18 protein-coding genes and 1 tRNA gene are annotated in these 21004 nt (G+C 41.1%); 18 read left to right on the top strand and 1 reads right to left on the bottom strand.

All coding sequences use genetic code 11. The features are described from left to right. Positions 1-65 precede the first annotated feature (65 nt). The 18 genes from AMD01_RS03735 (at position 66) to AMD01_RS03820 (ending at position 18471) form a co-directional block, all read left to right on the top strand. Positions 66-851, top strand: a complete 786-nt coding sequence (locus tag AMD01_RS03735) for a 3-hydroxybutyrate dehydrogenase (RefSeq protein ID WP_053400029.1) — start codon at positions 66-68, stop codon at positions 849-851. A 150-nt stretch (positions 852-1001) separates the two neighbouring features. Continuing rightward, positions 1002-2012, top strand: coding sequence for an aldo/keto reductase (locus AMD01_RS03740; protein ID WP_053400030.1), 1011 nt, complete (start codon positions 1002-1004; stop codon positions 2010-2012). A 349-nt stretch (positions 2013-2361) separates the two neighbouring features. Beyond that, the gene (locus AMD01_RS03745; protein ID WP_053400031.1) at positions 2362-3627 is read left to right on the top strand and encodes a sugar ABC transporter substrate-binding protein; all 1266 of its coding nucleotides are present in this window, start codon (positions 2362-2364) and stop codon (positions 3625-3627) included. Positions 3628-3776: 149 nt separating this feature from the next. Continuing rightward, a complete protein-coding gene (locus AMD01_RS03750) occupies positions 3777-4721 on the top strand; it encodes a carbohydrate ABC transporter permease (protein ID WP_053400032.1) in 945 nt (314 codons plus the stop codon). A gap of 13 nt (positions 4722-4734) precedes the next feature. Further along, on the top strand, positions 4735-5547 hold the full coding sequence (locus AMD01_RS03755; RefSeq protein WP_053400033.1) for a carbohydrate ABC transporter permease: 813 nt from the start codon (positions 4735-4737) through the stop codon (positions 5545-5547). A gap of 27 nt (positions 5548-5574) precedes the next feature. Then, positions 5575-6984 carry an extracellular solute-binding protein gene (locus AMD01_RS03760; protein ID WP_053400034.1) on the top strand — a complete coding sequence of 470 codons (1410 nt, stop codon included), beginning with the start codon at positions 5575-5577 and terminating at the stop codon, positions 6982-6984. Between the two features lie 4 nt (positions 6985-6988). Further along, a complete protein-coding gene (locus AMD01_RS03765; RefSeq protein WP_053400035.1) occupies positions 6989-8002 on the top strand; it encodes a zinc-dependent alcohol dehydrogenase in 1014 nt (337 codons plus the stop codon). After that, complete coding sequence (locus AMD01_RS03770; RefSeq protein ID WP_053400036.1) at positions 7999-9048, top strand: Gfo/Idh/MocA family protein; 1050 nt, start codon at positions 7999-8001, stop codon at positions 9046-9048. The genes AMD01_RS03765 and AMD01_RS03770 overlap by 4 nt, the downstream gene beginning before the upstream one ends. Before the next feature lie 13 nt (positions 9049-9061). Continuing rightward, entirely contained in the window at positions 9062-10114 is a 1053-nt protein-coding gene (locus tag AMD01_RS03775) for a Gfo/Idh/MocA family protein (protein ID WP_053400037.1), read from the top strand. Positions 10115-10138: 24 nt separating this feature from the next. Beyond that, positions 10139-11725, top strand: a complete 1587-nt coding sequence (locus AMD01_RS03780) for an FAD-dependent oxidoreductase (RefSeq protein WP_053400038.1) — start codon at positions 10139-10141, stop codon at positions 11723-11725. Then, the gene (locus tag AMD01_RS03785) at positions 11706-12683 is read left to right on the top strand and encodes an acetylxylan esterase (RefSeq protein WP_053400039.1); all 978 of its coding nucleotides are present in this window, start codon (positions 11706-11708) and stop codon (positions 12681-12683) included. Before AMD01_RS03780 ends, AMD01_RS03785 begins: the two co-directional genes overlap by 20 nt. Before the next feature lie 21 nt (positions 12684-12704). Further along, entirely contained in the window at positions 12705-13556 is an 852-nt protein-coding gene (locus AMD01_RS03790) for a sugar phosphate isomerase/epimerase family protein (protein ID WP_053400040.1), read from the top strand. Beyond that, on the top strand, positions 13553-14302 hold the full coding sequence (locus AMD01_RS03795) for a hypothetical protein (RefSeq protein WP_053400041.1): 750 nt from the start codon (positions 13553-13555) through the stop codon (positions 14300-14302). Before AMD01_RS03790 ends, AMD01_RS03795 begins: the two co-directional genes overlap by 4 nt. Beyond that, positions 14302-15279, top strand: a complete 978-nt coding sequence (locus AMD01_RS03800) for a Gfo/Idh/MocA family protein (protein WP_053400042.1) — start codon at positions 14302-14304, stop codon at positions 15277-15279. Before AMD01_RS03795 ends, AMD01_RS03800 begins: the two co-directional genes overlap by 1 nt. 12 nt (positions 15280-15291) lie before the next feature. Then, entirely contained in the window at positions 15292-16308 is a 1017-nt protein-coding gene (locus AMD01_RS03805; protein WP_053400043.1) for an NAD-dependent epimerase/dehydratase family protein, read from the top strand. A gap of 1 nt (position 16309) precedes the next feature. After that, complete coding sequence (locus tag AMD01_RS03810) at positions 16310-17368, top strand: dihydrodipicolinate synthase family protein (RefSeq protein ID WP_053400044.1); 1059 nt, start codon at positions 16310-16312, stop codon at positions 17366-17368. A 50-nt stretch (positions 17369-17418) separates the two neighbouring features. Further along, on the top strand, positions 17419-18291 hold the full coding sequence (locus AMD01_RS03815; RefSeq protein WP_053400045.1) for a Gfo/Idh/MocA family protein: 873 nt from the start codon (positions 17419-17421) through the stop codon (positions 18289-18291). A gap of 106 nt (positions 18292-18397) precedes the next feature. Beyond that, positions 18398-18471, top strand: a tRNA-Thr gene (locus tag AMD01_RS03820). Positions 18472-19190: 719 nt separating this feature from the next. Here AMD01_RS03820 and AMD01_RS03830 read toward each other — a convergent pair. Further along, complete coding sequence (locus AMD01_RS03830; RefSeq protein WP_245638872.1) at positions 19191-20603, bottom strand: SNIPE associated domain-containing protein; 1413 nt, start codon at positions 20601-20603, stop codon at positions 19191-19193. Between the last annotated feature and the right edge of the window lie 401 nt (positions 20604-21004).

Raw genomic sequence — 21004 nt, forward strand, 5'->3', positions numbered from 1 at the left:
ATTTTATTTATACACAATCGAAGCGTAAAATAAAAGTGTGGTTAATTTAGATGGAGGTAATGATAATGAATCAACTATTAAATCAAAAAGTAGCGCTCGTAACAGGAGCAGCGAGCGGTATCGGTCTAGAAGTAGCTCGTGAATTCGCAAAAGAGGGCGCAAAAGTCGTTATTTCTGACTTAAATGAACAAGCAATCGAAAGCGCTGTTGCAGAACTTAAAAATGCAGGGTTTGATGCAACGGGAATTAAATGTGATGTAACAAAAGAAGAGGAAATTAAACAAGCGATTGAACATAGCGTCAGCACATACGGACGTTTAGATATATTAATTAACAATGCAGGTATGCAATATGTATCTGAAATCGAGAAGTTTCCAACTGAAAAATTTGAATTACTCGTTAAAATTATGCTAACAGCACCATTTGTAGCAACAAAGCATGCGTTCCCAATTATGAAAAAGCAAGGATTTGGTCGCATCATTAACATGGCATCAATCAACGGACTAATTGGCTTTGCTGGTAAAGCGGCTTACAACAGCTCAAAACATGGTGTGATTGGGTTAACAAAAGTAGCGGCACTTGAAGGAGCAGCTCACGGCATTACCGTTAATGCGCTTTGTCCTGGTTATGTAGATACACCACTTGTAAGAAATCAGCTTCAAGGTATTGCTGATACTCGCCATGTAGCGCTTGAAAAAGTATTAGAAGAAGTAATTTTCCCATTAGTACCGCAAAAACGTTTAATTAGCGTTCAGGAAATTGCTGATTATGCGGTATTCCTAGCAAGTGACAAAGCAAAAGGTGTGACTGGACAAGCTGCCGTTCTTGATGGAGGATATACGGCTCAGTAAGACAGTTTTGTACATGAATTTTAATAGGGTAGCAAAAGCTAGAGCTATGGCAATCAGTGTGCCATAGCTCTATTTGTATGTCATAAATGGTTTGCGCGAAAAAATAACGGGTAACGAACGTATAGAAAAAACAAGCAGGAGGTCTCAGCTATGGAAAAGACAAAAATCGGTACATCAGACGTCGAAGCATCGCGAATTGGTCTCGGAACGTGGGCCATCGGAGGATGGATGTGGGGAGGATCTGATGAAAGAGAATCAATTAAAACGATCCACTCTGCACTTGATAAAGGCATTACGTTTATTGACACAGCTGCTGTATATGGCTTTGGAAATTCAGAAGAGATTGTTGGAAAAGCGATTAAAGAGTATGGTAATCGAGATAACATCGTAATTGCGACCAAAACCGCGCTTGATTGGACGAAGGGTGATCAGCCAGAACCATTTCGTAATGCTTCCAAAGAGCGTATTTATAAAGAAATTAAGGATTCTCTTCATCGTTTGCAAACGAACTATATTGATCTGTATCAGGTGCACTGGCCAGATCCACATACGCCAATTTCTGAAACCGCTGCTGCGATGAAAGAACTATATGATGAAGGATTAATTCGCGCCATTGGTGTGAGTAATTTTTCAACGGAACAGATGGAGGAATTTAAGCAGGTGGCTCCGCTTCATTCCGTACAGCCACCTTACAACCTGTTTGAACGTGACATTGAGAAAGATATTTTACCTTACGCCCATAAAAATAATATTGCTACGATTCTTTATGGAAGCTTATGCCGAGGCCTGCTATCAGGAAAAATGAGCGCTGACCGTCAATTTGACGGAGATGATTTACGTAACAATGATCCGAAATTTCAGCAACCGAATTTTGATCATTATCTCGCAGCCGTCCATGACCTTGATCAGCTAGCGAAAGATCGCTACGGAAAAACGGTTTTACATTTAGCCGTACGTTGGATTTTAGATCAGCCAGGAGCAAGTGTCGCACTATGGGGAGCGCGCCGACCTGATCAAGTAGACGTAGTAGGAGAAATGGTTGATTTTCATGTTGACGACGAAACGAAAAAGGATATTGATCAAATCTTAAACAAGCATGTTCCAAACCCAATTGGTCCTGAATTTATGGCTCCTCCTTCAAAAGAGGAAATAGAAGGATAACAAATAGGAATAGAAAGAAAAGTCCAATTTTTATTATTGGGCTTTTTTTTTGTATTGGTTCACATCTGGTTTAGTTATTTTTTACCATTTTGTATTTGGAGATCGGAAAAACTCGAACGATTTATAGGAATGTTCTACTAGAGAAAAAATATAGGAGAAGGATTTTTAAATTCCAGAAGATATAGGAGCTTGTTCCTATTTGTAAAAACGTGGAATTTATTAATTATCAGAAAATAAAAAATATATTGACTTATATTGGTAAGCTGATTAAGATGAAATTGAGTACCAGATATGAACCAGAACATCCAGGAGTTGTTAAAAAAGAGACAAAAAGGGGAGGAACAATGAAATGCTGAGGAAAAAAGTAGGGATATGGTTCTGTTTGCTTGTATTGGTGTTTTCTCTGGCAGCATGTTCGAGTGACAAAAAAGCATCTGGCGATAACAAGGTAAATGAAAAGGCCACATTAACTGTCTGGATTCATCCGTATGTTGGAAAAGATTTAAAGGATCAGCAAACAAAAGTCTTTGATAACATTGCAAAGGATTTTAAAAAGAAACATCCGAAAGTAACAGTGAAGTTTCAAGAAATTCCGTGGGCAAATCGCGAGCAAAAGATTTTAACGGCGCTATCTGCGAATCAAGGACCAGACGTATTCTATCTGATTCCTGATATGATGGCACAATTTGCCGATAAAAAGCTCTTAACGCCACTCGATCAATATTTAGGAAAAGACTGGGGGAAAGATGATTTCTCTCAAACAGCTTTAGAAGCTGTGACGTATGATAAGAAAATCTACGGTTTACCAATGCTTCGTGAGTCAATGGCAAACTTTTATAATACGAAAATCCTAAAAGAAATTGGCGGCGATCCAAATAATCTGCCGAAGACGTGGGATGAGTTTGATGAGCTCGGTCAAAAAGCAGTTGATAAAGGGTACTTTGCACGTAATTTTGAAGGGTCAAATACGCCAAACGCAACGCTTTATCCATTCATTTGGCAAGCGGGTGGAGACATTCTTGATAAAGACGGAAAAGTTATTATCAATAATGAAGCAGGTGTAAAAGCATTTACAAAAATTAACGACTGGTACAAAAAAGGCTTTATCCCGAAAGATTCCATTAGCGCAGCTGATCATTTCACACCGTTCGTTGAAGGGAAGCTGTTAGCTGTATTTGGCTCTGGAGCAACTCTTTCTGCGCTACGTGCAAAAGGAATGAATGACTTCGTTGTCGGTCCTCCTTTAAAAGACAAAGAAGAAGCGACGTTTGGAACGACAGGAATGTTTGTTATTCCAGCAAACTCTGAAAATAAGAAGCTAGCAGCTGAATTTATTGAAACAATGACGAGCAAGGAAAACTCAATGGAGTTTAATAAACTAACGAAATACATTCCAGCTCGCGAATCAGCATCTAGTATCTTTGATGAAGATCCAGCAATGAAACAGCTTGCAAGCTATACGGATATTACAAAGCCAGGCGTAATGAGTCCTGTTGCTCGTACAATTATTCCGAAGGTTCAAGCTGAAATGCAAGCAATGCTTGAAGGAAACAAAACGCCTAAAGAAGCGGCTGATGCAGCAGCGAAGGCAATTGAAAGTGAACTGAAAAAGTAATCGTTCATTGAGTACAATGAATGACCTGTCACCCGAGATGTTAGGACGCTCGGGTGATGCTATTAAAAAGGATGTATTGAACTCTTTTGTGTAAAACCACTTTTTACATAAAGGAGTTCAATACAACTACTACAAAAGGGGGATCAGGCATGGGTCAACCGAATCCAAGCTATGATACGGCAACTGTAAAAACATCCACTCCAACGCAGAGTAAATGGAAAAAGCACTGGAGCCAGTATGGGATCGTTTATATTTTTTTAGTACCTATTTTAATTCACTTTATGATCTTTCAAATTTTCCCCATCCTTTTTAGTTTTTACATTACGTTTATGGACTGGCCGATTATTGGGGAAGCAGAGTTTGTGGGGCTGAAAAACTGGCTGAATTTTTTCTCGGATGAATTAGCGTGGAAAGCAATCGGAAATACGCTTTTATTCTCGTTATACTATATTATTCCAACGATGGCACTAGGGTTGTTTCTTGCCCTATTAATTAACAGTGGAAAAAAAGGAACGGGATTTTTTAAAGGGGTCTTTTTCCTTCCGGTTGTTACATCATTTGTCGTCATCTCGGGGATCTGGTCGTGGCTATTTAATGGAACAGATAGCGGAATGGTGAACTCATTTCTTCATTTATTAGGCATTCCTCCGCAGCTGTTCTTCTCAAGCTCGAAGCAAGCGCTTGTTGTGCTAGCAGGATTAAGCGTATTTAAAGTGTGCGGCAGTACGATGATTTACTACTATGCAGGTCTTCAGTCAATTCCTGCGGAGCTATACGAGGCGGGCAGAATCGACGGGGCTTCCTCCTGGAACTTATTTTGGAAAATTACGTTTCCGCTTTTATTACCCGTTCATTTTTACGTGGCGATTATTACAACGATTGGTTCGTTTCAAATTTTTGATTCGGCCTTCCTATTAACATCAGGTGGCCCAGATTATTCGACGACTACCATTGTGTATTACTTGTATCAAGAAGGCTTTACATCACTTCGATTAGGCTATGCAAGTGTACTCGCGTATATTTTATTCTTCATCATTTTTATCATTTCGTTGATTCAGCGAAAATTCGTGGGAAAAGAAGTTACCTACAAATAATGGAGGGGATTTTATGGTTCGAGCATCGAAATGGGTATATGTCCCACTGGCTATATTTGGTATTCTGTTTTTAATCCCGTTTCTCATTATGATTGTGGGTGCACTAGTAAATATGCAGATCCCGATTGGGAATCCACTGCTTTGGTTGAAGGAACAGGCGCTTACAATTGGAAATTTCATTTACATTTTAGATAATGCACAATTTCTAAGGTGGATTTTTAACTCACTTGTCATCACCATTATCCCGGTTTTTTCACAAATGTTTTTCGCAGCTATACTAGGCTATATTTTTGCGAAAAAGAAATTTCCTGGGCGTGAGGCAATTTTCTGGATCATGATGGCTGTCGTGATGCTTCCAAGTCAGCTGCTTATTATTCCGCGTTACATCATGTTTAGTGAATTTGGCTGGATTAACACGTACTGGCCGCTTATCGTTCCAGAGATATGGGGAATTCTAGGCGTATTTTTCGTCAGGCAGTTTATGATGACGCTACCGAAGGATTTAGAAGAGGCGGCTTATATGGATGGTGCAAGCGACTTTACCGTATTTTTTCGCATCTTATTGCCGCTAGCAAAGCCCGTCATTGCAACAGTCGGGACGTTCGCTTTCATTGGGAACTGGAATGATTTGTTAACGCCACTCATTTTTACCACAAGCGAAAATATGTATCCAGTCACAGTCGGACTCGCATCCCTTTTAACGAAAGAAGGAAACTTTGGTGTAGAGATGGCGGGATCGGTGCTATCCTTTGTTCCAACATTCTTGATCTTCATTTTCTTCCAACGTTATTTTGTAAAAGGAATTGCGCTTTCCGGTCTAAAGTAGAAATTTATTAATAGAGGTGTCACAACAATGGGTGAGAAAAAAAGTCGTGAGCAGTTTAAACAATTGCTTGATCATTTTGTAACAAGTATTCGAGAACAAATTTTAAACGGAGAACTTGAGGTTGGCGAGTATTTACCGTCTGAGCTTATTTTAGCGGAGCGTTTTTCTCTCAGTAAAAATTCCGTACGCAAAGGGCTTGATGAGCTTGTGAATGAAGGGCTCATCATGAAAAAGTCACGAGTAGGAAATATTGTGGCATCAAGTCAGCTTATTGAAAAGGTCGTGCTTCGAGTAGGATACTATCCATCTCTTGAAAAAGAAGCCTCTTTTTTAACATTGGTGGAGAAGTTTGAAAAGAAGCACGCTCATATAAAAGTACAGCCGATTGCCTTACCGTATGATCACTATCATCAAACGGTACGAGATTTCTTTAAAAATGATTTAGTAGACGTAGTGACGATTAACTATAACGATTTCCGAGAATTTAAAAGTGGACCAAAGGAGTTATTCGAACCGTTTGATTGGAATGATGACGTCTATCCCTTTTTGCAAGAAGGGTTTCGTCAGGATCACTTATACGTGATGCCGTTTATCTTCTCACCAATTGTGCTGTGCTACAACCAACAGCACTTTAGAGAGAGGGGTCTTTCCTTCCCAGATAGCAGCTGGACATGGGATGATTTATTGAGAGCAGCCAATCAATTAACGGCAGGTAGTGGACATCAGCACGGGTTTTATTTTCATCCGCTGTCTGTTAACAGATGGCCCATTTTCTTGCTGCAAAACCAAGTGTACTTTTCTCGTGATGCAGACGGGGAAGTGCAGTTTGATGAAAAAAAATTAATTGAAAGCATTCACGTCTGCCGTAATATTTTTGAAGAGCAGGGCATGATGCAGAATTTCTTGTCTGACAGTGATACGGATGCAGAGCAGCTTTTTGCTGAACAAAACGTTTCAATGATCCTTGCGTCCTATTTTAGTCTCAATGAAATGAAAGAGCATCTCATTCAGTATGATATTGCACCACTTCCTTATTTTTCAGACGCACGTACGTTGCTATTAGCGATCGGTTTTGCGGTCAATAAAACGTCATTGAAACGAGACATTGCCAAGCAATTCGTTGAGTATATGACGTCTGAAGAAGCGCAGGATACGATTCGACGCGAAACGCTGAGCCTTCCAAGTATGAAGAAAGTAGCCGAAATGAGCGGGGGGGAACGGGTGTTTCATCCGTCTCGTTATTCACTATTTCGTGAAATTATCCCGACGTACCGCTGGTATACCGATTTGGGCGTTCGGTTTCACGAGCTTCGTGAAATGAAAAATGAGCTTCGTCTCTATTGGTCTGGTTTGACAAACGAAGAGCTTTTTTGCAAACGCTTAAGGGCAAAGCTATCTCCATCTCAAAAGGAATGGACACAAATAGGAAGAGGGTGAAGCATTGAAAACAATCATTGCCAATAACCGACAAGTTCAAATTGTAGACGAGAACATTCCGAAAGTGGTTGCGGACTACGTACTGATTAAAACTGTTTTTTCAGTCATCAGCCCAGGGACTGAAATCAGTATGCTTACTCAGAGTGAAGGCCAGCGCTTCGCTTTGGGGTATAGTGCTCTAGGAAAAATAATAGAATGTGGAGATGGAACGGAGCCCTTCCAAAAGGGAGATTTAATCGCCTGCTACGGAGCCCCTTATGTGCGTCACTCTGAATATTTGCTTGTACCGAAAACGCTGTGCCGAAAAATTCCGGCTTCGGTAGATCCAAAAGAAGGAGCTCTTGGTGGTCTAGGTGCGATTGCCATTCACGCGCTTCGCATTGCGAATCTACAGTTTGGGGAGACAGCTATTGTAGCGGGTTTAGGGATTTTAGGGCAGCTTCTTGCTCAAATTGCACACGCCGCATCTTATCAAGTCATTCCGTACGACATCTCACCAGAGCGCGCATCACAGTTTCAAAGCATTACCGGAATTAAAAGTATGACGACAGCAGAACAGTTAGAGGATCAGATTCAGCGTCAAACGGAGGGCCAAGGAGCAGATGCCGTATTCCTATGTGCAGGTGGAAAGAAATCTTCGTTAACAACCGACAGCTTGAAGTGGATACGTGATAAAGGAAAGGTCATTATTGTAGGTGACATTGAGCCTCTGTTTCCACGAAATCTAATGTTCTCGAAAGAAGCACAAATTTTAATTTCACGTGCCGGAGGGCCGGGAAGGTACGATCCGATTTACGAAAAGAATGCCGTTGATTATCCGTACGGATTTGTACGCTGGACAGAAGGACGAAACGTAGGTGAATATTTAAGGCTTCTTGCGCAAAAAAAAATAAACGTCACGCCATACGTTCAAGAAGTCACGCTGCTAGAGAAGGTGGAAGAGGCATTTCAGTCGCTCATGACGAATCATCAGTCTCTTACCAAGGTCATTCAGTATGAGGAAGGAGTAGATGTATGACAACTACTCGCGTTGGAGTCATTGGAGCAGGCTCAATTGCTGCAGACGCCCACATTCCCTTTTTGCTTAACATTCCTCACGTAACGATTGCCGCAATTGCTGACTTGCAGAGGAAGCGAGCAGAAGAGGTTGCAGCTCAGTTTAACATCCCCTCCTTTTACAGGGATGCGGTCGAAATGCTAGAGAGTGAGAAGCTAGACGGGGTGTTCATTTGTACATCCAACCATTCTCATATTCCACTCGCATTAGAGGCTGCCAAACGGGGTGTACATGTATTTATCGAAAAACCAATTGGAGTTTCGCTGCTAGAAGTAGAGCATTATCTTCAAGTGGCGAAAACGAATCACGTACTGACAATGGTCGGAATGACACACCGGTTCCGCCGTGATGTTCAAATTGCGAAAGAATTAATTGAGCGTGGTGATTTGGGCGATATTTACCACGTGAATGCAAGGTTTCTGAGAAGACGAGGAACGCCAAAGGGCTGGTTTACACAACATGCACTTTCTGGTGGAGGAGCTATGATGGATACTGGCGTTCACGTATTAGATTTAGCATGGTATTTGCTTGGAGAGCCAAAACCCTTATCAGTTAGCGCTTCTTCCCAAAAAGGAGTAGGTGACTACAAAACACGCTATAACACAAGCTGGTCTTCGAGTGAGAAAGACCAATCTCACTTATTTGACGTTGAGGATTTTACGTCTGCTTATATTCGCTTTCACAATAAAGCGAATGTAAACATACAGGTTTCATGGGCCGTGAATGGACCTCAAGATGAGGATATTGTCCTTGAATTGTTTGGAACCAAGGGAGGCCTTCAATTAACACCGCTTACGCTTTTTAAAGAAGAAAATCATTTATTTGTGGAGACAAAGCCTACCTACGAAAAAAATATACCGTTTGCGGATGAGCTTCAGCACTTTATTAGCTGTATTCGCACCAATGAACCACCGCTTATAAGTGGAACGCAAGGATTAGCCGTACTAAAAATGATTCAGGCAATCTATGAATCTTCGCGCACGTCATCAGAGCAAGTAATGAAGTGAAGGAGGAAGAGAGATGTTAAAGATTGGGATTGTTGGGTTAGGGAGTATTTCAGAGCATCATATTAAACCGTACTTAACGAATAGTGATGTTGAGGTTGTCGCGCTTTGTGATTTAAACGAGGTACGCTTAAGGGAAAAAGGAAAGCTGTACGGAATTAATCATTTATACACAAGCTATGAAGAGATGCTAAAGGAAAGCGAAGTAGAAGCCATTAGCATTTGTACATGGAATAATTCACATGCTGAAATTGCTATTAAGGCACTTGAAGCGGATAAGCATGTGCTCGTAGAAAAACCGCTTTGTAAAACGGTTGAAGAAGCGCTCCGAGTAGAAGAAGCAGTCAAAAAGTCAGGGAAAGTTCTGCAAGTTGGATTTGTCCGACGTTTTGGAGAGAATACAACGATTTTACAGAAGTTTTTAGATGGTGGCGACTTAGGGGAGATCTATTATGCCAAAGCTTCTTGTATACGTCGACTTGGAAACCCAGGAGGTTGGTTTTCAGACCGCGAGCGATCAGGCGGAGGACCGCTTATTGATTTAGGCGTTCATATGATTGATATTTGCTGGTATCTTATGGGGAAACCGAAACCAGTAGCGATTAGCGGTCATACATATCATAAGCTTGGCAATCGCTCTCATATTGAAAATTTATCATTCTATCAAGCTGCTGATTACGATCCAACCCATAACACGGTAGAGGATTTGGCAACGGCGCTGATCCGTTTTGAGAACGGAGCCTCGTTATACGTAGATGTAAGCTTTACCCTACATGCAAAAAAGGATGAAATTTTTGTGAAGCTATTTGGTGACAAAGGCGGAGCAGAGTTTGAACCTGAGCTGCAAATTATTACCGAAAAATACAACACGATTTTAAATGCAACGCCACAAATTGATCATTTAAGCTTTGCATTTGAGAAAGCGTTTCACAATGAAATTAATCATTTCGTTGATTGCTGCAAACATAACAAAAAGCCAATTAGCTCTGTTGAGGACGGGGTAACGGTGATGAAAATGCTTTGCGGTGTCTATGAGTCTGCTCAAAAAGGGAAAGAAATTCGCCTATAGTTGCTGACAGAAGGAGGACAGAACATGGCCATTGATTTATTGATTATCGGAGGAGGAATGGGAGGCTGTGCCGCCGCACTTTCCGCCTGTTCTCAAGGTCTAAAAGTCGTGATGACAGAGGAGACAGATTGGATTGGCGGTCAAGTAACTGCGCAAGGCGTGCCACCTGATGAACATCCGTGGATTGAAGAAGCCGGATGCACAGAATCATATCGAATGTACCGTGAAAAGGTACGGCAGTATTATCAGGATCACTTTTTAATTAAAGGTGCAACGGATCAGCTGTTTAATCCAGGTAAAGGACTCGTAAGTAAAATCTGTCACGATCCGCGCGTATCGCTACATGTCCTATATGACATGCTTGGACCTTATCTCTTAACAAACCAACTTACTATTCTACCCCATACCATCATCAAGAATGTTACGATGCAGCAACGAGAGCTCAAACACGTAACGATTCAACATCTTCACACTCACCATGAACACACAATCAAAGCACGCTATTATATTGATGCAACAGAAGCTGGAGACGTTCTACCATTAGCAGAAATCCCCTACGTGACGGGGGCAGAAGCGAAGGATGACACGAAGGAAGATCATGCCCGTGAAAAAGCAGATCAGCGTGATATTCAAGCATTTACCTCTGTGCTTGCAATGGAATATCGTCCAGGCGAAGAGCACATCATTGAAGAGCCGGCGATGTATACCTTTTTTCGAGATTATCAGCCACACTTTTGGCCAGATAAAATGCTGAGCTTTTACGCCCCTCATCCAATTACACATGAGAAAAGGGAATACGATCTATTTCCTGGTGGAGCGGGCTTTCCATTATGGACATATCGGAGAATATTTGCTGCAGAACAGTTTCCGCGCTCAAAGTCGTTTGATGTAAGCCTTATGAACTGGCCGCAAAATGATTATTTGCTAGGAAATATTTATGACGTGTCTGAAGATGAAAAAACAAAGCATCTGTACCAGTCAAAGCAACTAAGTCTATCGCTTTTTTATTACTTGCAAACGGAAGCTATTCGTCCAGATGGCGGGATAGGTTATCCGGGGCTAATACTCCGATCAGATGTGTTTCAAACAAAAGATGGCTGTGCAAAAGCACCGTATATTCGAGAATCTAGGCGTATTCATGCAGAATATCGTGTAACAGAGCATGATGTATCACCTGCTTATCACAAAGAAGGTACAGGAAAATGTCATGAGGATCGTATTGGGATCGGATCCTATAGTATTGATCTTCATCCGAGCTTATCGGGACAAAATTACCTGGACATTCCGGCACTTCCGTTTCACATTCCACTTGGAGCGCTCATCCCACAGCAGGTCGATAATCTTTTAGCTGGGTGTAAGAATATCGGAACGACCCACATTACAAACGGGTGCTTCCGATTACATCCGGTGGAATGGAATATTGGAGAAGCGGCGGGCATGCTTGTTGCATTTTGTTTGCAGCAAAAAAAGCAGCCAACAGAAGTACGAAATTCAGCTGTTCTTTTACGAGAGTTTCAGCTGTTATTGCGTAAAAAAGGATTTGAGTTAGAATGGCCCGACCACTTTTACAACGAGCGATTGGAGAAGGACAATGCCGAGACAAGTCAATGATTTGCCGTTACAGGAGTTACATGTCTACAAACCTGATTTGTCGCTACCTCATGATTTTAATTCATTTTGGGAAAAGCAAAAGGAAATGATTCGTCAAAAATCAAACGATGTTTGGTTAACATGGACCAATTATCCCGTTGAAAAAGTAGAGGTGGCAGACGTTGTCTTAAGAAGTTTTGATGAGACCCCTTTGCACGGATGGTACATCAGACCAAAGGGCGTAACAGAGGGCCCTGTTTTAATTCATTATCATGGTTATACAGAAGGTCGAAACGTGCCAACTAAATACTTAGTGTGGGCACTATTAGGATTTACGGTCGTTTCGTTTGATCAACGAGGGCAGGGGAAGTCTCCGGACTTTGCTCTCTATGAGAATGGTTCGCGTATACCTGGGTGGATGCTAAGCGGCATTTATCAGCCGGAAAACTATTATTATACGAACGTATACCGTGACTCATTAGCGGTGCTGAAATGGCTAAAAGAAGAAGCGCCCGTCAAGCCAACGAAATTGGGTACATTTGGTGCCTCACAAGGAGGAGGTCTCGCTCTCGTTTCAGCAGGTCTCGATGCTGACATCTCATTTGTAGCAGCAGACTACCCGTTCATGACGCACATCGAGCGCGCGCTAAACGTGGCCTTAAAAGGGCCTTATATGGAAGTCGTGAACTATTTAAAACTGAATGACCCTCAATATGAGCAGTTTGATCAGATGCTCCGAACGTTCTCATACGTAGATGCACTGCACTTTTGTCCGCGTATACAGGTTCCTCTCTTAATAGGGATTGGGTTAGAGGATGCGGTTGCTCCACCTTCATCGGCGTTTGCCGCGTTCAATCATGCGAATACGTCAGAGAAAAAGATCGAAGTGTATCCGCAGTTTAGTCACGAATTTAACCCGTTTCAAGAAGAAAAACGGCTGCATTTTATTGTAAAGCAGCTGCAGAAATTAAATAAGTAGATGGTGAAAGGTGGGAGTGACGTGAAGGTTAGCGTTAGCATGTATAGCCTAAGCTCAACGATTAAAAAAGAAAAGTGGAGCATTCTTGATTTTTGCCACTTTGCCCATAGCATTGGACTTGAAAGCGTAGAACTTCTTGATTTTTACTGGACAGATGAGCAAAAGGAACGTCCAGAAGTGATGAAGTGCTTGGACGAGCTAGGAATGACCGTCTGCTGCTACGACGTATCCAATGATTTTGTGAAGGAAACACAACAAGAGCGCGATGTTCAAATCAGAAAAGTGAAGAATGCGATTGATACGGCAGTAGCGTTAAAAACAAACGTAGTGCGCGTATTCTGTGGGGATGTGAAAGACGGCATTAGCTTTGAGGACGGTAAGAGTTGGATTATTGAAGGGCTAGCCGAGAGTGCGGTCTATGCGGAACAGCAAGGGGTTATATTAGCGATTGAAAATCATGGGCTGCTTGCTGGGAAAAGCGATCAGGTAAAAGAAATTTTAACAGCCGTTCAAAGTCCGAACGTAAAATCAACCTTTGATACAGGTAATTTCCTACTAGTAGAGGATGAACCGTTGAACGGTCTACGAAAGTTGATCAATCAGGTAGGTCACGTTCACTTTAAAGACTTTCGCAAAAAGCAGCCTGGCGAACAAAATAAAGGATTTACGTCCATTACAGGACAAGAGTGGATTGGCGTGGTTCCAGGCGATGGTGAAGTGGATGTGAAGGGAATTATTCAGGAGCTTAAAAAAAGTGGATATGACGGGTGGCTGTCGGTTGAGTACGAAGGTTTCGATGATGCAAAAAGTTCAGTGAAAGAAGCTGTTTCAAGACTTCATCATTACGTGAACGAGCAGGAGGTAAAGGGATGAACATCATTCAAATTCACGATCACGCAGTCATAAAAGGGAAACAGGAATTCCCCTCTATTTCTTTAGCTCTACACGTAGCTCAATCACCTGAAACCATACTCTACTTGCAAACCGAAGACAGAGAGAAATGGAAAGAGGCGCTTAATACGACGTATCCCGTTTGCTTGGACGCCTCAATCGTAATGAAAAATCTTTTCGATGCCTCATTTGTCGAAGAGTTGATCGGAAGTAGCATATCCGTTTCCTTCCCACTAGGTTCGCATCAGGCGTTTCAAAAGCTTGTAAGCACAATGAGTGAATGGAGTAAGCAAGGTGTTTTACGCGTAAGAAGAAAAGAAAAAGAACGGAAACAACCCCTTCATGAACTGCTCGTGAGTGATTTATTCAATCTGTCCCTTGCGGTTGGCGAAATGGATCGTTTGTGCATTCGACATTCATCCATTCAAGACACTGAGCATGTGATTGTGATGATTCGCTTTAAAAATGAAGCAATGGGCCACTATGAATTCACCATTTCCCGAGAGGCTAAGCCACAATTATATGCAGAGTGGAGCGGTCGAGAAGGCGTAGTGGAGTATAACAGTGAAGACGCTACACCGTTCACAATAGAAGGTGACGTCACGACCTCGCTTTCTTCTCCAGTAGCCATTGCTCCGGTGCCGTTTACGGATACGCATCTGAAAACGCTACGATCGGTTCATCAGCTGTTTGACACATCTTTTAATTTAGTAAATGGGGTGAAATGATGAAAGTTGGAATAATGAGTTTCGCTCATATGCATGCGTATAGCTATGCCGATTGTTTAAAGCAAGTCGATGGCGTAGAGCTTATTGGGATTAGTGATGAGAACGAAGAACGAGGAAGTCAGGCGGCTAAACAGTATAGCACGACCTTTTACCGAACGGATGCGGAGCTTTTAGCGCAGGATTTGGATGCGGTTATTATTTGCAGTGAAAACGTTAAGCACAAAGATATGGTCATTCAAGCCGCAAGAGCGAAAAAACATGTTTTGTGTGAAAAGCCCATTGCGACGTCTGTAGAAGATGCGACGGAAATGATTCGGGTTTGTGAAGAGGAAGGCGTCATTTTACAAACCGCTTTTCCGGTGCGTTTTAGTGAGCCGATGCAGCAACTGAAAAAGGCAGTTGAAAAAGCACTGATTGGGGAAATTGTTGCGATCCGCTCAACAAATCGTGGCCAAAATCCCGGCGGCTGGTTTATCGAAAAAGACCGATCTGGCGGAGGTGCGGTTCTAGATCACACCGTTCATATGGTGGATATTATGCGCTGGCTGTTAAATGAAGAGATCAGCGAGGTTACGGCAGAAGTTGATCGCTTTTTTCAAGATCATGATATTGATGATGCAGGCCTACTTACGCTTGTTTTTGAAAATGGTGTCATTGCTTCTCATGATGCAAGCTGGTCACGATCCAAAAATAATCCAACTTGGGGAGACGTTACGATTGAACTAATTGGAACAAAAGGAACGCTCCGGGCAGATGCTTTTAAAGAACACATTAAAATTTTCTCTTCCACAGGGAAAGCATATCAGCATACGCTGTACGCAAAAGACATGGATCTCGGCTTAATCGAGGACTTTATTCAAACAGTGCGGGAGAAGAGAACGCCGTCCATTACAGGCTTTGATGGCTTAAAGGCGATGGAAGTAGCACTTGCAGCTTATGCGTCAGGTGAGAAAAAGCAGCCGATCAAATTAGGATAAGGAGGGAGTTTTATGAGAACCATTTCAGAGTTAGAGGAGCAGCTTACACGTCCTACACAGCGCTTAGTGGAGGATATAAAAAAGATTGACGGTGACATTATGATCTTAGGCGTTGGAGGGAAAATGGGACCGAGCCTTGCGAAGCTAGCAAAAAGAGCAATCGATGCGGCGGGTATGACGAAGAGAATTATAGGGGTTTCTCGCTTTTCAAATCGTGAACACCAAAAGGATTTAGAGGATGCGGGCGTAGAGACGATTGCAGCTGATTTAATGAATGAGCAGGATCTTGAAAAGCTCCCACTTTGTCAAAACGTAATTTATATGGCAGGAACCAAGTTTGGAACACATGGAAATGAACATTACACATGGGCAATGAATACTTACTTACCAGGACGAGTAGCGGAGAAATACCGTAATTCAAACATCGTCGTGTTTTCAACGGGGAATGTTTATCCGCTTACACCCGTAAACAAAGGTGGATCTCTTGAAACAGAAAAACCAAATCCGGTCGGGGAATATGCACAGTCATGTTTAGGGCGGGAGCGAATCTTTGAACATTTTTCCACAAAGTATCGAACGCCACTATGCATCTACCGCTTAAACTATGCGATCGATATGCGCTACGGGGTGCTTCTCGAAATAGCAAAGCAGGTGTATGCCAAACAACCGGTTGATGTGAGAATGGGGCATGTGAACGTCATTTGGCAAGGAGATGCTAATGAGTATGCCATTCGTTCCTTGCTGCATTGCAGTGCGCCTACGACGGTTTTTAACATTACGGGTCCTGAAACAGCATCTGTAAAATTTATTGCCCAAGAATTTGGTCGCTTGTTTAAAATGGATGTTGCATTTGTTCACGATGAACAGGATACCGCGCTTCTTAGTAACGCAGCGAAAAGCTTTGAAGCATTTGGCTATCCGAGTGTGTCACTGCGAAAAATGATGACATGGATGGCAGAATGGGTAGAACAGGACCAGCCAACCATTCAAAAGCCAACGCACTTTCAGCAGCGTGAGGGGGTCTTTTAAGATGGGACTATCACAAGAGCTGTTGCATTTTTTGCATGATGGAACGGTAATACCTGCACATCCTCTTGCACTCACAGAAGACCGTAGGTTTGATGAACGTCAGCACAAGCTTTTAACGAATTATTATATCTCCTCAGGTGCAGGAGGTGTAGCGATTGGTGTGCATACGACGCAATTTGAAATACGTGACCCAAAACACAACTTATACGAGCGCGTTCTGAAAGTCACGATGGATGCTATTAACGAGGGGAATGTATCTAGGCCCTTTTTAAAGATTGCTGGGGTATGCGGGCCAACACAGCAGGCAGAGAGCGAAGCAACGATAGCTAAAAACCTGGGATATGATCTTGCACTTGTGAGTGTAGGCGGGCTAGGGGACTATTCGGAAAAAGAGCTTTTAGAGCACGTTCGATCCGTTGCAGTCATCATGCCTGTTTTTGGTTTTTATCTGCAACCGTCCGTTGGTGGAAGAGTACTAAGCTTCGAGTTTTGGAGAGAGTTTGCTGACATTGAAGGCGTGCTCGCGATTAAGATGGCTCCGTTTAATCGCTACCAAACGCTCGACGTCGTAAGAGCGGTGTGTGAATCCAAAAGAAGAGATGAGGTCGCGTTGTATACGGGAAATGACGATCAAATCGTGCTTGATTTACTAAGCAGCTATCGATTTGATGTGAACGGTCAACACGTCGAAAAACGAATCGTGGGCGGACTGCTCGGACATTGGGCTGTTTGGACAGCCAAGGCAGTAGCGCTTTTAGAAGAAATAAAAGCCGTGCGAAATGATTCATCGCTTTCTAAAGAATGGTTTCAGCGAGCCCACGAAGTAACAGACAGCAATGCGGCATTCTTTGATGCGAAAAATCAATTTGCAGGCTGTATTGCAGGAATTCATGAAGTACTTCGGATGCAGGGGCTGTTAAAAAATCGACTCTGCTTGAATCCGCATGAGGAGCTGTCAGAAGGACAGCTCGAAGAAATTCAACGTGTTTATTCGGCATACCCTCATCTGCACGACGACCACTTTGTTCAAACCTTTTTAGAAAAGCAGCACGTAAAATAAGAAAAGGGCCTCCTAAACGTGGGGCCCTTTAATGAAATTGGAGGGGTCACATGCGTATCGCACTCATTGGACCTGACACGTCTCATGCTACAGCATTCACAAAGCTATTAAACGATGAAAGTCATCCATTTCACGTAAAAGGTGGAAAAGTGACGGTGATGTATCCTTTTTTTTCTTCGCATATCCCGATTAGTAAGAACCGGGTCAAAGGATTCGCTCAAACTTTAACAGAGGAATACAACGTTGCGGTTGCAGATAGCTTGGCAGATGTCATGAAAGAAGCAGATGTTGCATGCATAACAGCTGTCGACGGCGATAGCCACCTACCTTTGTTCAAGGAGCTATCAGCCTATCAAAAGCCCGTATTCATTGATAAACCGTTCGCTCATTCGTTAGCAGATGCAAAAGCCATTTTAAAACGTAGCGAGGAGACGAACACACCCGTGATGAGCTGTTCCGGCCTAAGATTTGCGGAATCCCTGCAAGCTAGTCATGAAGCCATTCAATCACCTCTTACAGGTGTTTATATTCGCGGTCCGCTTGACTTCGAAGAAGGGATTCCAGGTTATTTTTGGTACGGTATTCACTGTGTGGAAATGCTTGTGTCCATGATAGGGAGGAGCCACGACAAAGTAAGCGTGCATAAAACTTCTTCAGGGGAGATGCTTACCTTTCATTATCAAGGTGGTCAAACCGCCATCGTTCATCTTGAGCAGGATGCGCCGTTTGAAGCTGTCATCCATACAAAAGAGGGCTCTTACTATGCGCCAATCTACAAGGATCAGACGCCATTTTATTCACTTCTTCTTCAGGAAATGATCAATTTTTTTCAAACGGGTCATAGTCCGGTGTCAAAGGAAGAAATGCTCTGTGTCATTGAATGTCTAGAAGAAGCGAATGCTTTGAGAGAAGAAAAAAAGTAGATTTTTTCGTCAAAAGCCCTTGCGGAAATAGAGAAGTTTTCATATAATAAAAAACAGCCGTTAGTAATTAGCAAATTATTCTATGTTCTAACGCACAATCTATTTCGCTGGTGTAGCTCAGTCGGTAGTAGCGCATCCATGGTAAGGATGAGGTCGCAGGTTCGATTCCTGTCACCAGCATAAACTCAACAATAGCAAGTGTTCGTATACGTTATTAACGACACTGTATTACAAACTAGTGTTGCGGACTAATTACAATTAGAGAAAGAGTCTCCTGTATCGTAAAGGAGGCTCTTTTTTTCATGAATTGAAATGCTAAATTGTTTAGAACACGTTTTAATCAAAATAATTCCTCATCTAAAAAGGAACTCATTTCTGTCTCTTATACATGGGATGAGCTATTAAATTTTTATCTCTACGCAAAGGAATCTGAAGGTTTATCCAAAGTAACGTTATCTAATAAGAAAGAAGCAATGAAGTTGTTAAATAAATTCTTTAAACATGAAAACCATATGATTCCCACTTAGGAATTAACTCCTAACGATATTAGGAGATTTATCCATTATCTACGCAATGAGCATATTCAATTTAAAAACAACAAGCACTTAAGTAAACTTTTAACTTATTTCACGTAGCAGAATAGAGCAGAACTAGCCATTCATGCATTCAAACAGATGATCCCCAATATTAAAATAGGATACAAAGTTAAGAAATTAATTTTCACTTATTTTATGGTATTTTAAATGGGCTACTGGATAGAGAATACGAGAAAATTGTAAGTTTAGGAGAATGTTTATGTTCTGAAGCAATAACTAGGTAATTTGTAACAATTTACTATTTTAGTGTCAAAACTGTGGAATGAAAAAGAGTATCTAGATAATTAGATACTCTTGCTTTATTTATGCTGTTGCTACTGGTTGATTAGTTTGTTGATTCATCCGCAATGATTCTCTATAATGTTCAGCCTCAGCTAACTTGGTAAACTCTACAACCTTATTAAAATTTTTTTTCACTTCTAATTCAATTTCATCTAATGATACATGAAAGAATTCTTTACGTTCATTTATCTTATTGACTCGTTTGTGATGAAAAGCTTTGTGCAATGCATTCTCAAGTGACGGAGCATCTTCGCTGAATATCATAGCATGAACATCAAACGTGAATGGAACGGAAGCATCTCCTAATTCCTTTACACGATCCATTGGCTCTAACCGTCTAGTCATACCAATCTTATAGACATTCTCACCAAATGAGCCAATATTAGAGATAATATATACATAGCCTGCTCGTGTGTTACGCTCTCTATTCTCTACATCTTCCTTCTGAACTTGAACCTCAGCTAACTTAGCTTCTAGTTCCCTAACCTTTTCTTCAAGGTCTAATTTCTCCTGATCCTTCGCATTCTGCAATTGTCTATAGGCAACAATGATTGCTTGGTTGAAATGCTTTTCTTCCTTCTCAATCTTTTCACGTTGCTTTTTAATCTCCTGTATAACTCGTTGTTCTTCCTTTATTTGTTCTCTAATTTGACGTTGTTCTTCTCGTTCTTCCTCTTTCTTCTGCTCGTATTCATAAGCTAAGTGCAATTCTTCAAGTTTAAGGTTTAGGTACTCATTTGTGATGGATATTTTATTAGTCTTGTAGAGTTTATTAAGTGTCTTGTGAGCAGAAGTAATTCGATTCTCAATTGACTCTATATTGTTAAACTTTACCTTAAACACAGCAACTTCACATTCGTTATTAAAGGCTCTAATAATCATTTTAATGTTGTCGTAAGTTAATTTCTTACCTTCTTTTTCAGATCCATTAACTGTCCAAATCATGTGATCAGTAGCCTTGTATTCAGATACTAATTGCTTTTGTTTATCTCTAATTTTATTTAATCTTTTCTTATATGCCTCTGAATCAATTAAATTGTATCTTGGAGTATAAAGTCCAAAATCCTGTAAACTCGATTCGTTTTCTACACTGGACAGTTGATTTTTTAATTCTGTGATAACAACGTTTGTTTCTTTAATCGTTGATTCGTTTTGTGCTTTTTGTTGCAGTAACGCACTCTTTTCAATTTTCAATTCTTCGATCACAGTATTTAACTTTTCTTTATGGATTTCTACGTCCAATATTTCTTCTAATCTAAGATCATTAAATAGATAATTGTTAATTCGTTTTGATTCCTGATGATGTTTGACTAAAAGAATGACGGCAACAATTAATGGAATAATAGTTATAGAGAAGACTAGTAATAAGGAGATAAACCAAATTGACAAATACCATTTTCTTTTCAACATTTCTTTAGGACTTGTATTATTCATTGCATCCCAACCCTTTTGTGAAATTTCACCAATTGTAATTATATGTTAATTTATGATAAGTGTAAAACGATTATTTGTTCATGTGATGGAATTGATAATTTAAATAGATGTTATTGATCCAGCATAATGTTAATGAAATGGTGAGTAATATAATAGCAGCTTTTGTTAATGCTGTTTTAATTAAGAAAGGATAATTTGAAGAGGGTCTTGTTCATCATGAAATTATTTAGAAAACTTGCTCAAAAACAATTAAAGAAAAAGAATTAACAGAGCAACAGGTTAGAGCTTCGCTTGGTAATAAACGCTATAAAATTTAAAAATATCCTCACATATAAGCATAAATAGTTATTATATGTCATTCGTGTTTGAAAATTGTATTAATTTGGTATAAACTTTATATA

The sequence above is a fragment of the Priestia koreensis genome, assembly GCF_001274935.1.
Classification (GTDB): domain Bacteria; phylum Bacillota; class Bacilli; order Bacillales; family Bacillaceae_H; genus Bacillus_AG; species Bacillus_AG koreensis.

Coding starts and splice junctions, on each gene's coding strand:
- AMD01_RS03755 (WP_053400033.1), top strand. CDS start 4,735: ATGGTTCGAGCATCGAAATGGGTATATGTCCCACTGGCTATATTTGGT.
- AMD01_RS03805 (WP_053400043.1), top strand. CDS start 15,292: ATGAGAACCATTTCAGAGTTAGAGGAGCAGCTTACACGTCCTACACAG.
- AMD01_RS03810 (WP_053400044.1), top strand. CDS start 16,310: ATGGGACTATCACAAGAGCTGTTGCATTTTTTGCATGATGGAACGGTA.
- AMD01_RS03750 (WP_053400032.1), top strand. CDS start 3,777: ATGGGTCAACCGAATCCAAGCTATGATACGGCAACTGTAAAAACATCC.
- AMD01_RS03780 (WP_053400038.1), top strand. CDS start 10,139: ATGGCCATTGATTTATTGATTATCGGAGGAGGAATGGGAGGCTGTGCC.
- AMD01_RS03830 (WP_245638872.1), bottom strand. CDS start 20,603: ATGAATAATACAAGTCCTAAAGAAATGTTGAAAAGAAAATGGTATTTG.
- AMD01_RS03795 (WP_053400041.1), top strand. CDS start 13,553: ATGAACATCATTCAAATTCACGATCACGCAGTCATAAAAGGGAAACAG.
- AMD01_RS03775 (WP_053400037.1), top strand. CDS start 9,062: ATGTTAAAGATTGGGATTGTTGGGTTAGGGAGTATTTCAGAGCATCAT.
- AMD01_RS03785 (WP_053400039.1), top strand. CDS start 11,706: ATGCCGAGACAAGTCAATGATTTGCCGTTACAGGAGTTACATGTCTAC.
- AMD01_RS03735 (WP_053400029.1), top strand. CDS start 66: ATGAATCAACTATTAAATCAAAAAGTAGCGCTCGTAACAGGAGCAGCG.
- AMD01_RS03800 (WP_053400042.1), top strand. CDS start 14,302: ATGAAAGTTGGAATAATGAGTTTCGCTCATATGCATGCGTATAGCTAT.
- AMD01_RS03745 (WP_053400031.1), top strand. CDS start 2,362: ATGCTGAGGAAAAAAGTAGGGATATGGTTCTGTTTGCTTGTATTGGTG.
- AMD01_RS03740 (WP_053400030.1), top strand. CDS start 1,002: ATGGAAAAGACAAAAATCGGTACATCAGACGTCGAAGCATCGCGAATT.
- AMD01_RS03760 (WP_053400034.1), top strand. CDS start 5,575: ATGGGTGAGAAAAAAAGTCGTGAGCAGTTTAAACAATTGCTTGATCAT.
- AMD01_RS03770 (WP_053400036.1), top strand. CDS start 7,999: ATGACAACTACTCGCGTTGGAGTCATTGGAGCAGGCTCAATTGCTGCA.
- AMD01_RS03815 (WP_053400045.1), top strand. CDS start 17,419: ATGCGTATCGCACTCATTGGACCTGACACGTCTCATGCTACAGCATTC.